The following is a 14,393-nucleotide window of genomic DNA, read 5'->3' on the forward strand; positions in this document are numbered from 1 at the left end:
ACCGCAGAGAAGCGTCGGCAACATGCCGCAACGTCTCTGCGCTCTCTGCGAACTCTGCGCGAACCAACCAGCGGCAAAAGCCGCCAACATCAAATATGAATCGGCTTCCCGCCAATGCCCATCGCCGCTTCCTTCAGCGCTTCGGCATGGGTCGGATGCGCATGGCTGGTATAGGCGATGTCTTCCGCCGTCGCGCCAAACTCCAGCGCCAGCGCTGCTTCGGCAATCATCGACCCTGCGACCGAGGCGATGCACCACACGCCCAGCACGCGCTCGGTCTTCGCGTCCGCAATCACCTTCACGAAGCCGTCCGGCTCATGGTTGGTCTTGGCGCGGCTGTTCGCCAGCATCGGGAACTTCGAAACCTTGATCTCGCCCTTCTCGCGCGCGGCTTCCTCGGTCAGGCCCACGCCCGCGATTTCGGGGAAGGTATAGACCACGCTCGGGATCACGTTGTGGTTCACGATGCCCGTCTGCCCGGCGATGAACTCCGCCACGGCAACGCCTTCGTCTTCCGCCTTGTGCGCCAGCATCGGCCCCGGGATCACGTCGCCGATGGCCCAGACGCCTGGCACCGATGTGCGGAAATCATGCCCCGTCTCGATCTGCCCGCGCTTGTTGACCTCAAGGCCGATTTTTTCGAGCCCCAGCCCTTCCACATTCGGCCGCCGCCCGATCGAAACGAGCACGCAGTCTGCCGTCAGCGTTTCCGCCGCGCCGCCCGCCGAAGGCTCCACCGTCAAGGTCGCGGTCTTGCCCTTCACGGCAACGCCCGTGACCTTGGTGGAAAGCTTCAGCTCCATGCCCTGCTTCTTGAAGATCTTCGCGGCTTCCTTGCGCACATCGCCGTCCATGCCGGGCAGCAACTGGTCGAGGAATTCCACCACCGTCACCTTCGCGCCGAGCCGCCGCCACACCGAACCCAGCTCCAGCCCGATCACGCCGCCGCCGATCACCACCAGATGCTCCGGCACTTGGCTTAGCGCCAGCGCGCCGGTGGAATCCACCACGACACCCGCGTCATTATCAACTGTCACGCCGGGCAGCGGCGTCACGCTCGAACCGGTCGCGATCACCACATCGCGCGCCGTCACCTTCGCGCCCGCAACCGTCACCGTGTGCGCATCCTCGAACGCGGCATAGCCCTTGAGCCAGGTCACCTTGTTCTTCTTGAACAGGAACTCGATCCCGCCGGTCAGCTGCTTCACCGAATCCAGCTTCTGCTGCTGCATCGCCGCCAGATCGAGCGTTACCGGCCCGGTCTTGATGCCGTACTTGGCGAACGTGCCATCGACGGCCTCGGCAAACTTCTCCGAACCGTGCAGCAGCGCCTTCGAAGGAATGCACCCGACATTGAGGCACGTGCCGCCCAGCGTCTCGCGCCCATCGGCACAAGCCACCTTCAGCCCCAGCTGCGCCGCGCGAATGGCCGCAACATATCCGCCGGGACCGGCACCGATGATGAGGACGTCGTAGTCGTATTCAGCCATGTTCGGCCTCCGTTGCGCGTCCATGCTTCGACAAGCTCAGCATGAGCGGCCTTGGTTCTTCTCGCATCGCAGAAACTGCGCAATCTCGGCCCAACACCCGCTCATGCTGAGCCTGTCGAAGCATCACGCGCAGCGCCAGCCCGATCACATATCAATCAGCAGCCGCGTCGGATCCTCGATCGCTTCCTTGATCGTCTTCAGCGCCGTCACCGCCTCACGCCCGTCGATGATGCGGTGATCATAGGAGAGCGCGATATACATCATCGGCCGCACCACGATCTGCCCGTCCCGCACTACAGGCCGGTCCTCGATCCGATGCAGACCCAGCACCGCCGACTGCGGCGGATTGATGATCGGGGTGGACATAAGCCCGCCGAACACGCCGCCGTTCGAGATCGTGAAGGTGCCGCCCGCCATGTCGGCCATCGTCAGCGTGCCGTCGCGGGCCTTCTTGCCATACTCGGCGATGGCCTTCTCGATGCCGGCAAAGCTCATCTTGTCGACATCGCGCACCACCGGCACGACGAGGCCATTGGGCGCGGAAACCGCGACCGAAATGTCCACGTAATCGAAGTAGACGATCTCATCGCCCTGCATCTGCGCGTTGACCGAAGGAATGTCCTTCAGCGCCAGCACCGATGCCTTGGCGAAGAAGCTCATCAGGCCGAGCTTCACGCCGTGCTTCTTCTCGAACACGTCCTTGTACTTCGCGCGCGCTTCCATCACCGCGCTCATGTCCACGTCGTTGAACGTGGTCAGCATCGCCGCAGTTTCCTGCGCCTGCTTCAGTCGCTTGGCGATGGTCTGGCGCAGGCGGGTCATCTTGACCCGCTCCTCGTTGCGCCCACCCGAAACCGCTACGACCGGAGCCGGGGCAGGGGCCGGAGCCGCCACGACCGGCGCGGGCGCAGCCTGCTTGGCCACAGCCGCCGCCAGCACGTCTTCCTTGGTCAGGCGCCCGTCCTTGCCGGTGCCCTTGACCGTGGCCGGGTCGATCCCATGCTCCAGCACCGCGCGGCGCACGGCAGGCGAAAGCGCCGCCGCATCGTCACCGACAGCCGCCGGAGCAGGGGCCGCCGCAGCCGCCGGAGCAGGGGCCGAAGCAGGAGCAGCCGCAGCCACCCCGCTCGTCTCGATCATCCCCAGCACCGCGCCCACCGCCACAGTATCACCCTCGGCGGCCACATGCGCACCCATGATCCCCGCAACGGGGGAGGGCACCTCGACCGCAACCTTGTCGGTCTCAAGGCTCGCGATGGGTTCGTCGAGCGCCACCGCCTCGCCGGGCTGCTTCAGCCACTGGCCAACCGTCGCCTCGCTGACGCTTTCGCCCAGAACCGGAACTTTGACTTCGATAGACATGGGATTGTCTTCCTGAGAAAATTGCGGCCGATCAGGCCTTCTTCTTGGTCCGGCGCAGCTCGCCGCGCACCGAAAGCGAAAGCGCGTTGCTCACCAGCGCGGCCTGTTCGGCTGCGTGGCGCTTGGCAAGGCCAGTCGCCGGGGACGCCGCCGCAGACCGCCCGGCATAGCGCGCGCGCTTCACCTTGCTGCCCGATGCCTTGAGCGATTCCTCGATCAGCGGCTCGACAAAGAACCACGCGCCATTGTTGCGCGGCTCTTCCTGGCACCACACCACCTCTTCAAGCTGCGTCATGCGCGAAAGCCGCAGCGCCAGCGCTTCGCCCGGGAAGGGGTAGAGCTGCTCGATCCGGATAATCTGCGTGTCGGTGATCCCCGCCGCATCGCGCGCCTCGATCAGGTCGTAGGCGACCTTGCCGCTGCACAGCACGACGCGCTTGGTATCCGCATCGGCCGCCGGATTGAGGTCGGAAAGGATGCGCATGAAGTGCCCCTCGCCAACGAAGTCCGAAGCCTTCGATTTCGCCAGCGGATGGCGCAGCAGGCTCTTGGGCGTCATGATGATCAGCGGCTTGCGGAAGGGCCGCTGCATCTGCCGGCGCAGCACGTGGAAGTAGTTCGCCGGGCTGGTGATGTTGCACACCTGGATATTGTCCTCGGCGCAAAGCTGGAGATAGCGCTCCAGCCGCGCGGAGGAATGCTCCGGCCCCTGTCCCTCATAGCCATGCGGCAGCAGCATCACGAGGCCGTTGGCCCGCAGCCACTTGGCTTCGGAGGCCGCGATATACTGGTCGATCACGATCTGCGCGCCGTTGGCAAAGTCGCCAAACTGCGCTTCCCACAGCACAAGCGTCTTCGGATCCGCGCTCGCATAGCCATATTCGAAGCCCAGCACGCCGTATTCAGAGAGTGGGCTGTCATGCACTTCGAACTTGCCGTGGGGCAGGGTGGTCAGCGGCACGAACTTGCGCTCGCTGGTCTGATCGACCCACACCGCATGGCGCTGGCTGAAGGTGCCGCGCCCCGAATCCTGGCCCGAAAGCCGCACGTTGAAGCCTTCGGTCAGCAGGCTGCCAAACGCGAGCGCCTCGCCGGTTGCCCAGTCAAAGCCTTCGCCTTCGGCAAACATCGCCTTCTTGGCCTCGATCACGCGGCCGAGTGTCTTGTGGATGGTCAGGTCGTCCGGCACCGTGGTCAGCGTCCGGCCCAGCGCGTCAAACCGCTTCTGGTCGATCCCGGTCGCCACGTTGCGCCGCGCGGTTTCCGGGTCCGCCGGCTTGTTCAGCCCGCTCCAGCGCCCGCCAAACCAGTCGGCATGGTTGGCCTTGTACCCCTTGGCTGCCTCGAACTCGGCCTCCAGCGTCGCGACAAAGCGGTCCTCGGTCTCGCCCTTCCAGTCCTTGTCGATCACGCCCTGCTCGATCAGGCGGCGCGCATAGACTTCCGAAACCGCCGGGTGCTGCTTGATCCGCGCATACATCAGCGGCTGGGTGAAGCTGGGCTCATCGCCCTCGTTGTGGCCAAAGCGGCGATAGCACCACATGTCGACCACCACGTCGCGGCCAAACTTCTGGCGATAGTCGATCGCCAGCTTGCACGCGAAGGTCACCGCTTCGGGATCATCGCCGTTCACGTGGATGATCGGCGCCTGCACGCCCTTCGCCACGTCGGACGGGTAGGGTGAACCGCGCGAAAACTGCGGGCTGGTAGTAAAGCCGATCTGGTTGTTGATGATGAAGTGGATGCACCCGCCGGTGTTGTAGCCCTTCACGCCCGAAAAGCCGAAGCACTCCCACACGATGCCCTGGCCTGCAAAGGCCGCGTCGCCGTGGATCAGGATGGGCAGCACCTGCTTGTGCTTGCCTTTGCCGATGTCATCACGAAACACCTGCTGCGCGCGCGCCTTGCCCAGCACCACCGGGTCCACCGTTTCCAGATGGCTCGGGTTCGGCTGCAGGCTCATGTGCACCTTGATCCCGTCGAACTCGCGGTCCGTGCTGGTGCCAAGGTGATACTTCACGTCGCCCGAACCGCCGACATCTTCGGGGTTCGCGCTGCCGCCGGAAAACTCGTGGAAGATCACGCGGTAGGGCTTGGCCAGCACGTTCGCCAGCACGTTGAGCCGGCCCCGGTGGGCCATGCCATAGATGATCTCGCGCACGCCCAGCTGGCCGCCATACTTGATGACAGCCTCCAGCGCCGGAATCATGGATTCGCCGCCATCAAGGCCAAAGCGCTTGGTGCCGACATACTTCTTGCCGAGGAACTTCTCGTACTGCTCGCCGCGCACCACCGCCGCCAGGATCGCCTTCTTGCCGTTGGGGGTGAAATCGATGGACTTGTCGCCGCCCTCGATCCGGTCCTGCAGGAACTTGCGCTCCTCCACGTCCGCGATGTGCATGTATTCCAGGCCGACCTTGCCGCAATAGTTGCGCTGCAGCACGCTCACGATTTCGCGCGGGGTCGCCCACTGCATGCCGAGCACGCCGCCGACGAAGACCTTCTTGTCGAGGTCAGGCCCCACAAAGCCGTGGTATTCCGGGGTGATGTCCGCCGGCAGCTCCTGCCTTGCAAGGCCCAGCGGATCGAGGTCCGCCGCCAGATGCCCGCGCACGCGGTAGGTGCGCACCAGCATCATCGCGCGGATCGAGGCGCCCGCCGCCGCTTCCAGCGCGGCTTCGTCCAGCGGCGCGCCAGCCGCCTTCGCGGCCTTGGCGATTTCCTGCTTGAGCGCCATCGGATCGAGCGCGCGGGTCAGGTCGTCGCCCGCGCCGGGATCGCTCACCGGCCAGCGCTTCGATGCCCACGAAGGCCCTGCCTGCGGACCCTCCTGCAAGGGATCCACTTCGAACGCGCGCTCTTCGTAACCCATTTCTCACTCCTCTCGCCCCGGGGAGGCCAGTACCTTCGTACCCCGGGCTTCGGACCATCCGGCGCGGCCAGGCGCGCCAGTCACTTTCCTGCGCGGGCGCGTGCGCCGCCCGGAATGCTAACCATGCAAACCCGCACAACCAGCGGGTTTACCCGTGTCCCTGCAAAAGGAGCGCACTCCCGGGGCCACGTAAAACCTCGTAGCTGAACGGGGCGCGAACCTGCTGCGGGCAGGTCTTCGCGCCCCGCCTCAGCCACTCACGCGAGCGAGGGGTCGATCCCCTTGCACGCCACAAGCAGTTCCTTCACCGCATCGACCGAAACCTGCAGGCCGGCCTTGTCGGCCTCGTCCAGTTCGATCTCGATGATCTTTTCCACGCCGCCGGCACCGATCATCACGGGCACGCCCACGTAAAGCCCGTCAACGCCGTACTGGCCATCGACATAGGCCGCGCAGGGCAGGATGCGCTTCTGGTCGTTGAGGTAGGCTTCGGCCATCGCGATGCCCGAAGTGGCGGGCGCATAGAACGCCGAACCGGTCTTGAGCAGCGCCACGATCTCGCCGCCGCCGCTGCGGGTGCGCTGCACGATCGCGTCGATGCGCTCCTGCGTCGAAAGGCCCATCTTGACGAGGTCGGGCACGGGGATGCCGTTCACGGTCGAATAGCGCGTCACCGGCACCATGGTGTCGCCATGGCCGCCCAGCACGAACGTGTTCACGTCCTTGACCGAAACCTGGAATTCATCGGCAATGAAGTGGCTGAAACGCGCCGAATCCAGCACGCCTGCCATGCCCACCACCATGTGATGCGGCAGGCCCGAAAACTCGCGCAGCGCCCAGACCATCGCGTCGAGCGGGTTGGTGATGCAGATCACGAAGGCGTTCGGCGCATTGGCCTTGATGCCTTCGCCCACGGCCTTCATCACCTTGAGGTTGATGCCCAGCAGGTCGTCGCGGCTCATGCCCGGCTTGCGCGCAACGCCTGCGGTCACGATGATCACATCGGCCCCGGCGATATCGGCATAGTCGTTGGAGCCGGTGATCTTCGCGTCAAACCCTTCGACCGGGCCGCACTGCGAAAGATCGAGCGCCTTGCCCTGCGGCACGCCCTCGACCACGTCGAACAGTACGATGTCGCCGAGTTCCTTCTGCGCCGCGAGGTGCGCGAGCGTACCGCCGATGTTGCCGGCGCCGATCAGCGCGATTTTCTTGCGAGCCATGCCTTTGCATTCCTTTCCCGGATACGCGGGACCTGCGGCCATGCACGGCCGCCCGAGAGATACCGCCATAAGGGCCTCCCGCGTCCCGCATGACGGGAAGGAATCCAAGCGGATAGGAGCGACCTAAGCCTGCAGGATGGTGATTGCAAGGCGCAAAAACCCACTCTCTGCGGGTTTTTGTGATAACAGTTCGCAATAGCAAAAGGGCTTGCTTGCGCCTCAGCCTTGCAGTCTGGCCCGCGCTGCGCAGGCCCGCGCGAGCGGCCCGTCCAGCATTGCGCAAACTGCGAGCCACCACTCGGCACCGGCGCTGTCGCCGCTGTCGGCCGCGATTTCCGCCGCCTCGCATGCGCGCTGCGCGGCGGACAGCCCATGCGCGGCGAACAGCCGCAGCGCTGCGGTGAGCAGTGCGTCGTCGTGTGCCTCGGAATCGTTGGCACCGGCCTTGCGCGCCGCCAGCGCAGCGCCATTGTCATTGACCGCGCGCGGCACACGCAGCGCGCGCGGGCGAAGAGTGCCCCAGTGCAGGCAGGGCGAGATGATCCCGTAGCGAGGGGCAAAATGCAGCATGGGGGGCTCTCCTCGGTTGCCGATGGAGCGGATATAGCAGGCGGGGGTGAACAGCGCGTTCGCCCTTAGGGTAAAGGCATAGCTAACCCTACTTAGCGGAGAATAAGTATAATCCGAACAGTGGTTTAGGATAGCTCTAAAGCGCGCAGAGTTGGGCTTGCCCGGCGAATTCGGCCCGAAACGGACTGAACCTAGCCGCCCGGCTGGGCAATCCACTTGCCGGCATTCTCGTAAGCGGGATTGACCGTCGCCCCACCGGGCAATTGCCCCGCACGGTACAGCGCATCGCCACCGCGCGCTTCGACTGCGGGCGCAAACTGGGGCGTGGCCGCGCGCGGCTCGCCATAGCTCGGCAGCGGGGCCTGGCCGAACGAGGCCGCATTGCGTCCCGCCGCGCCCGGTGCCGCCTGTGCAGACTTGAGCGCTTCGATCCGCCCCGCCTCGAACGCCTTCTCCAGCTGGATCGGATCGGCCACGTCCGCCGCCGCCGGGGTCCAGGTGCGCGGATGCGGCGCCGCCACCGGCTCGCCGCCCGAATAGACCGCATTGAACGCGATCGGTCGTCCAGCCGCGCCGCTCCAGCGATAGAAGCGGTGCGCGCCGATCGTGCCGACGAAGGTCAGGCTGTCCGCCCAGTAGGGATGCACCGCCGATGTATGGTAATGCGTCGCCAGCCCCACCGGCGCATAGACGGAGCCCGCCAGCGCATCGGCTGCCACGCGCCGCGCGCGGTCCCAGAACGCGGCCACTGGCCGCCGCGCCATCGATCCGTCGCAGGCAAAGCTGAACTGGCAGCCTGTGCGCTCCGATCCCTGATAGACCACGCCGCACACCGTCTTGGGCCAGGCCGGATGCGCCACGCGGTTGAGCACGACTTGCGCCACCGCGCGCTGCCCGGCATCGGGCTCGCTCGCTGCCTCGTAATAGATCGCCGCCGTCAGGCACTGCAGCGCGCGCGATTGATCAAGGCTCGTGCCCCGCATCGCGATCGGCCGCGCCGCTGGTCCCACGCCGGTGATCGGGGCCGCATCGTCGCCATGGATCTGCGCCAGCTGCGCATCCCACGCAGATTTCGCCGCATCGGGCGCGAGCATGCCGGTGTCATCGCTCGCCAGATAATAGAACGCCGAGCCCGGAAAGCTGTCCCCCGGCCGCTCGAACGGCTGCAACCCATCGCGCGCCTGCGCCGAAGGCACCCCCGGCGCGATCCACCCCGGCCCCGCCAGCCACAGCGCAAAGCCCATCACCGCAACGCCAAGGATTCCGCCCCAGCGCCGATATCTCCCCTCCCGTGTGCGGGAGGGGCCGGGGGAGGGCATGATGACTTCAACGCGGGGCCGCTCGACCACCTCGCGCTCAGCCGTCACCACCCGCCGAGGCGCCAGTGCCTCTGGCGGCAGCTTCACCGGCCGGTAGTCAATGATCAGTGGCATGGAACAGAGGGACTCGTTTGGCGGCATTGCAGCGCTAGAGCCTCTGTGGGGCTTGCGCATCCTGCCATTTCACCCCGTCCCGCTAAGGCACAGGCCCCTGCCAGAGCATTAACGCCAATTCCACCGCAGTTCCTCTTCCCTCTCCATTTTTGCGAAGCACAAATGGGGAGGTGGCATCGCGGAGCGATGACGGAGGGGTTCTTCTTCACCTTCCTCTCCTCCTTCACCCCTTGCCCCAAAGTGCAGGTCCCGCTACACATCCCCTCGACGCCACCGGTGCCCGCGCAAGCGGGCTAAGAGGGAATTCGGACAAGTCTTCAACGATTTGCCCCCGAAGCTGCCCCCGCAACTGTGCCCGGATAGCGCCCTGTCCATCATGCCACTGGCCGCAAGGCTGGGAAGGCGGGCAGGGGGCGATGACCCCGGGCGAGCCAGGAAACCTGCCGGTGTGTGGTCGTTCCGCGGCCGGGCGGGGTGTACCGGGCGCATGCGTGAGACGGCGCGCCTTATGGCCCCGCGCACTCTCCCGCCATGGACGGCAACGTCCATGGGCCGGGAGGAAAACCGAATGAAAAATCTGTATCTTGCCGCCGCAGCCTCATGCGCTCTGGCAACCCCCGCGCTTGCCCAGCAGGCCGATCAGATCACCGTCGTCGCCACCGGCAGCCCCCAGCGCATCGACCAGACCGGCCAGCCCATCACTGTCCTCACCGCTGCCGATCTCGCCCGCCTGCAAGGCCCCGATATCACCCGCGCGCTCGAACAGGTCCCCGGCCTAACGCTCAGCCGCAACGGCGGCCCCGGCGCTTTCACCGGGGTCCGCCTGCGCGGCTCCGACTCTGAACAAGTCCTCGTCCTCATCGACGGCGTCCGCGTCGAAGACGTCGCCGCCCCCGGCGCGGGCTTCGATTTCGGCACGCTCACCACCGGCGGCATCGAACGCATCGACGTCCTGCGCGGCTCCAACTCGGTCACCTGGGGCAGCGCCGCGCTCGGCGGCGTCATCGCCATCCAGACGCGCGAGCTGAACGGCTATGAGGCCAGCGCCGAAGGCGGCAGCCGCGGCTCCTTTGCGGGAGAGGCCGCCGCCGGCCTTGCACGCGAAAAGTATGCCCTCTCGCTCACCGGCGGCTACACCACCACCGATGGCGTCTCCGCCGCTGCCGTCGGCACCGAAGCAGACGGCGCGCGCCAATGGCACTTCGGCGGCAAGGCCCGCCTCGATCTCGCCCCCGGCCTCTCCTTCGTCGCCAATGCGCGCTACGCCGATACCCGCACCGAGATCGACGGTTACCCCGCGCCCAACTACACCTTCGCCGATACCCCCGAATACCAGACCACCCGCCAGGCCTCCGGCCGCGCCGGCCTGCGCTACCAGGGCGATTGGCTCACCCTGAACACCGGCTTCGCCCTCTCCGATACGAAGCGCGACTACTACGACACCACCTTCGGCACCGCCCCCAGCTACGGCTACCGTGGCCGCAGCCACCGCGCCGATCTCACCGGCCGCGCCAAGCTCCCGGCAAACTTCGCGCTCGATTTCGGCGCTGACAGCGAATGGACGCGCTATTCCGGCACCTTCGATGCCCGCCAGACCGCGCGCCAGACGAGCGGCCACATGATGCTCGGCTGGTACACTGATGCCATCTCGCTCGCCGCTGGCCTGCGCTATGATGATCACAGCCGCTTCGGCAATGCCACCACCCTCGGCGCCAACGGCACCGTCCGCCTCGCGCAAAACCTGCGCCTGCGCGCCAGCTACGGCGAGGGCTTCAAGGCCCCCACGCTCTACCAACTCCTCTCGGACTACGGCAACGCCGCGCTCCGCCCCGAACGCAGCCGCAGCTACGACGCGGGCCTCGAATACAAGAGCGGACCCGTCACCGCCGCCGTCACGGTCTATCGCCGCGATAGCCGCAACCTGATCGCCTTCGTCTCCTGCTTCGGCCAGGCCACCGCGATCTGCACCAATCGCCCCTTCGGCACTTACGACAACGTCGGCAAGGCTCGCGCCGAAGGCGCCGAAGCCGAACTCACCCTGCGGCCCACCGCCAAGTTCACCCTGCGCAGCCTCTACACTTACACCAAGGCCCGCAATCTCACCCCCGGCACTGCCCAGTTCGGCAACGATCTCGCCCGCCGCCCGCGCCACGCGCTCACGCTCAGCGGCGATTGGGAAACCCCGCTGGCAGGCTTCGCGCTTGGCGCAGACCTGCGCCTCATCAGCCAAAGCTTCGACAACGCGTCGAACACCGTCCGCCTCCCCGGCGGCCCGGTCGCCACGCTCCGCGCCAGCCTCCCGCTGCACGACCGCGTGACGCTCTACGCCCGCGTCGAAAATGTCTTCGACAACCGCCTCCCCACCGCCGCCGGCTACAGCGCCGTCGGCCGAGGCGCCTTCGCCGGCCTCAGAGTGCGCTACTGATGCCGCAGAACCCTTCCACTTTGTCCTCCCCATTTTTGCGCAGCACAAATGGGGAGGTGGCCCGCCGCAGGCGGGTCGGAGGGGTTCTTTGCCTCCTGCTCGCGGCGCTCACCGCCTGCACCCCGCAGCCCAAAAGCGAAACCCGGCGCGAAACCACGCGTTATCTCCCCACGATCGTCAGCCTCAACCCTTGCGCCGACGCGATCCTCGCCGAAGTCACCGCCCCCGGCCAGCTCCTCGCGCTCTCGCACTACAGCGCCGATCCCCGCGCCGCCTCGATGGACCCGGCCAAGGCCCGGCAGTTCCCCACCACGCGCGGCACGCTCGAGGAAGTCCTCACGCTTCGCCCCGATGTGGTGGTCGATAGCACCTTCGTCCCCCCCGCCACCGCCGCAGCCTACCAGCGCCTTGGCCTGCGCCTCGAAACCATCGGCATCGCCAGCACGGTCGAGGAAAGCCGCGCCCAGATCCGCGGGCTCGCCGCGATGGCCGGAAACCCCGCGCAAGGCGAAGCGCTTATCGCGCGCATCGATGCAGCCCTCGCTGCCGCCGCACCCACCCGTGCGAGCGCCTTGCCCGCGCTGGTGTGGGAGCCGGGCGGCATCGTCCCGGGCGACAACACCCTGATCGCCGATCTCCTGCGCCGCACCGGCTTCGCCAATTTCGCCGCCGCGCGCGGGCTGGGCCAAGCCGATCAGCTCCCGCTCGAACGCGTCCTCGCCGATCCCCCGCGCGTGATCCTCGTCGCCGGGTCAGATCGCGCGCTCAGCCATCCCGCACTGACCCATCTCACTGGCACCACCCGCGCAGCGCTCGATCCGCGCCTGCTCTATTGCGCCGGCCCCACCATCATCCCCGCCGCCCAGCGCCTCGCCGAAGTGCGCCGCACACTTCCGGTCCTCCCCATTTTTGCGCAGCACAAATGGGGAGGTGGCCCGCCAAAGGCGGGTCGGAGGGGTACTTCCGCCCTCCAGCTTGCGGCCAAGGTCTCTCATTCTCCTCCCCTCCCGCTTGCGGCCAAGGTCTCCCTTCCTTCCCCCCTCCCGCTTGCGGGAGGGGTCGGGGGTGGGCCGCGGCAAACACAGCGCTCGCTCCGATGACCCGCCCCGTCCCTCTCCTTCTTGCAGCCCTCGCGCTCGCCATCCCCCTCAGCCTCCTCGCCGGGCAAGTCTGGCTCAACCCCTTCGCGCCCCACACCGCCAACGCCTTCACCATCCTCGCCGAACTGCGCGCCCCCCGCGCCGCGTTGGCGCTGGTCATCGGTGCGGGGCTGGGCGGGGCAGGGGCCGCGATGCAGGGCTACTTGCGCAATCCGCTGGCTGATCCCGGCCTCTTCGGCGTCGCCCCCACCGCCGCGTTCGGCGCGGTGCTCAGCCTCGCGCTTGGTCTCGGCACGCTGCTCCCGCTCGCATCGCTGCTTGGCGCCGCCATCGCCATGGCCGCGCTTGCGCTCATCGCGGGCAATGCCAGCGGGCAGAACAGCACCACCTTGTTCGCGCTCGCGGGGCTCATGCTCGCCAGTCTCTCGGGCGCGCTCACCAGCCTCGTCATCAGCCTCGCGCCCAATCCCTTTGCGCTCAGCGAGATTGTCACTTGGCTCATGGGCAGCCTTGAAAGCCGCTCGTGGCACGATGTCCTGCTCGCCGCGCCGCCCACCGCGCTCGGCCTGATCCTTCTTTCCCGCGCCGCCCCTGCGCTCGACGCGCTCACGCTGGGTGAGGAAACCGCCCGCTCCTTGGGCGTGAATCCCACCCGCCTGCTCTGGCTCGTGGTTCTCGGCACCGGCCTCGTCGTGGGCGCCGGGGTCGCCGCCGCCGGGATCATCGGCTTTGTCGGCCTCGTCGTGCCCCACATCCTGCGCCCCTATACCGATCAGCGCCCCTCCAGCCTGCTCCTCCCCAGCGCGCTGGGCGGGGCGCTGCTCCTGCTCATCGCCGATTGTCTCTGCCGCCTGCTCCCCCTCGCGGGCGGCGAACTGCGCATCGGCATCGCGCTCAGCCTCCTGGGCGCGCCGTTCTTCCTGCACCTGCTCCTGCGCCTGAGGAGCGAACTCGCATGAACCTTGCCCCCCGAAACCTCACAGCCGAAAACCTCACCATCCCCGGCCGCCTCACCAGCCTGACCACCGCCGTTCGCCCCGGCGAACTCACCGCCATCTGCGGCCCCAACGGCGCGGGCAAGACCACCCTGCTGCGTGCGCTAGCAGGGCTGGAGGCAGGCCCCGTCACCCTCGGCGAAACCCCGCTCGCCACCCTCCCGCCGCGCCGCCGCGCGCAGGAGATCGGCTATCTGCCCCAGCATGCCGAGCCCGCGTGGAACCTCACCGTCGAAGCACTCGTCCGCCTCGGCCGCCTGCCGCACCGCACCGCGCGCGCCGAGGATGAGGCCGCCGCCCGAGCCGCACTCACCGCGCTCGATGCCGCGCACCTCGCGCCCCGCGGCATCCACACCCTCTCCGGCGGCGAACGAGCCCGCGTCCTCCTCGCCCGCGTCCTCGCCGGCCAGCCCCGCTGGATCCTCGCCGACGAACCCCTCGCCAGTCTCGATCTCGCCCACGCCGCCACGCTCCTCGCGCACTTCCGGGGGCTCGCCGATGCCGGGGCAGGGGTCGTCCTCGTCGTCCACAGCCTCGCCCACGCGATGAACTACGCCGACCGCGTCATCGTCCTCCAAAACGGCCGCCTCGCCGCCGATGGGCCGCCAGCGGTCGCCCTCTCCGAGGAAGTGATCGAACACGTCTGGAACGTCCGCGCGCAGTGGACCGGCCCCCAAGGCGCCCGCGCTTTGTCCCTTTAGATCCTCCCCATTTTCACGAAGTGCAAATGGGCCAATGATCCCCTGGATCCTCCCCATTTTTGCGAAGCACAAATGGGCCAATGATCCCCTGGATCCTCCCCATTTTTGCGAAGCACAAATGGGGAGGTGTCAGCGCATAGCGCTGACGGAGGGGTAACGACGTCTCCACCCGCACATCGTCCGCTCAGTCGCCACCATTCGAAGGGCCTTGCCCCCCGCGCCACC

Annotated in this window: 10 protein-coding genes and 1 riboswitch; of the genes, 4 read left to right on the forward strand and 6 right to left on the reverse strand. The window is 67.3% G+C overall.

The features are described 5' to 3' along the window. Nucleotides 1–89: 89 nt before the first annotated feature. The 6 genes from lpdA to ACODS2_RS04985 form a co-directional block, all read right to left on the reverse strand. Complete coding sequence (gene lpdA / locus ACODS2_RS04960; RefSeq protein WP_488997807.1) at nt 90–1,490, reverse strand: dihydrolipoyl dehydrogenase; 1,401 nt, start codon at nt 1,488–1,490, stop codon at nt 90–92. A 144-nt stretch (nt 1,491–1,634) separates the two neighbouring features. Next, a complete protein-coding gene (gene odhB / locus ACODS2_RS04965; protein WP_488997808.1) occupies nt 1,635–2,852 on the reverse strand; it encodes a 2-oxoglutarate dehydrogenase complex dihydrolipoyllysine-residue succinyltransferase in 1,218 nt (405 codons plus the stop codon). A gap of 31 nt (nt 2,853–2,883) precedes the next feature. Further along, nucleotides 2,884–5,724, reverse strand: a complete 2,841-nt coding sequence (locus ACODS2_RS04970; RefSeq protein WP_488997809.1) for a 2-oxoglutarate dehydrogenase E1 component — start codon at nt 5,722–5,724, stop codon at nt 2,884–2,886. A 257-nt stretch (nt 5,725–5,981) separates the two neighbouring features. Next, complete coding sequence (gene mdh / locus ACODS2_RS04975; RefSeq protein ID WP_488997810.1) at nt 5,982–6,944, reverse strand: malate dehydrogenase; 963 nt, start codon at nt 6,942–6,944, stop codon at nt 5,982–5,984. A 219-nt stretch (nt 6,945–7,163) separates the two neighbouring features. Further along, complete coding sequence (locus ACODS2_RS04980; RefSeq protein ID WP_298172029.1) at nt 7,164–7,514, reverse strand: hypothetical protein; 351 nt, start codon at nt 7,512–7,514, stop codon at nt 7,164–7,166. A 191-nt stretch (nt 7,515–7,705) separates the two neighbouring features. Further along, nucleotides 7,706–8,947 carry a cell wall hydrolase gene (locus tag ACODS2_RS04985; RefSeq protein WP_488997811.1) on the reverse strand — a complete coding sequence of 414 codons (1,242 nt, stop codon included), beginning with the start codon at nt 8,945–8,947 and terminating at the stop codon, nt 7,706–7,708. 257 nt (nt 8,948–9,204) lie between these two features. After that, a riboswitch (cobalamin riboswitch) is annotated at nt 9,205–9,408 on the forward strand. A 107-nt stretch (nt 9,409–9,515) separates the two neighbouring features. On the opposite strand from ACODS2_RS04985, the gene ACODS2_RS04990 reads away from it, so the two are divergent. The 4 genes from ACODS2_RS04990 to ACODS2_RS05005 are packed head-to-tail and all read left to right on the forward strand — an operon-like array spanning nt 9,516 to nt 14,168. After that, nucleotides 9,516–11,372 (forward strand): TonB-dependent receptor plug domain-containing protein, encoded by a 1,857-nt coding sequence (locus ACODS2_RS04990; protein WP_488997812.1) that lies wholly within the window; start codon nt 9,516–9,518, stop codon nt 11,370–11,372. 56 nt (nt 11,373–11,428) lie between these two features. Then, complete coding sequence (locus ACODS2_RS04995; RefSeq protein ID WP_488997813.1) at nt 11,429–12,472, forward strand: ABC transporter substrate-binding protein; 1,044 nt, start codon at nt 11,429–11,431, stop codon at nt 12,470–12,472. After that, nucleotides 12,469–13,431: a FecCD family ABC transporter permease gene (locus tag ACODS2_RS05000; RefSeq protein WP_488997814.1), complete on the forward strand. Its 963-nt coding sequence runs from the start codon at nt 12,469–12,471 to the stop codon at nt 13,429–13,431. Before ACODS2_RS04995 ends, ACODS2_RS05000 begins: the two co-directional genes overlap by 4 nt. Further along, nucleotides 13,428–14,168 (forward strand): ABC transporter ATP-binding protein, encoded by a 741-nt coding sequence (locus ACODS2_RS05005; protein WP_488997815.1) that lies wholly within the window; start codon nt 13,428–13,430, stop codon nt 14,166–14,168. The genes ACODS2_RS05000 and ACODS2_RS05005 overlap by 4 nt, the downstream gene beginning before the upstream one ends. The last annotated feature ends 225 nt before the right edge of the window (nt 14,169–14,393 follow it).

The organism is Novosphingobium sp. FG137 (assembly GCF_057809735.1).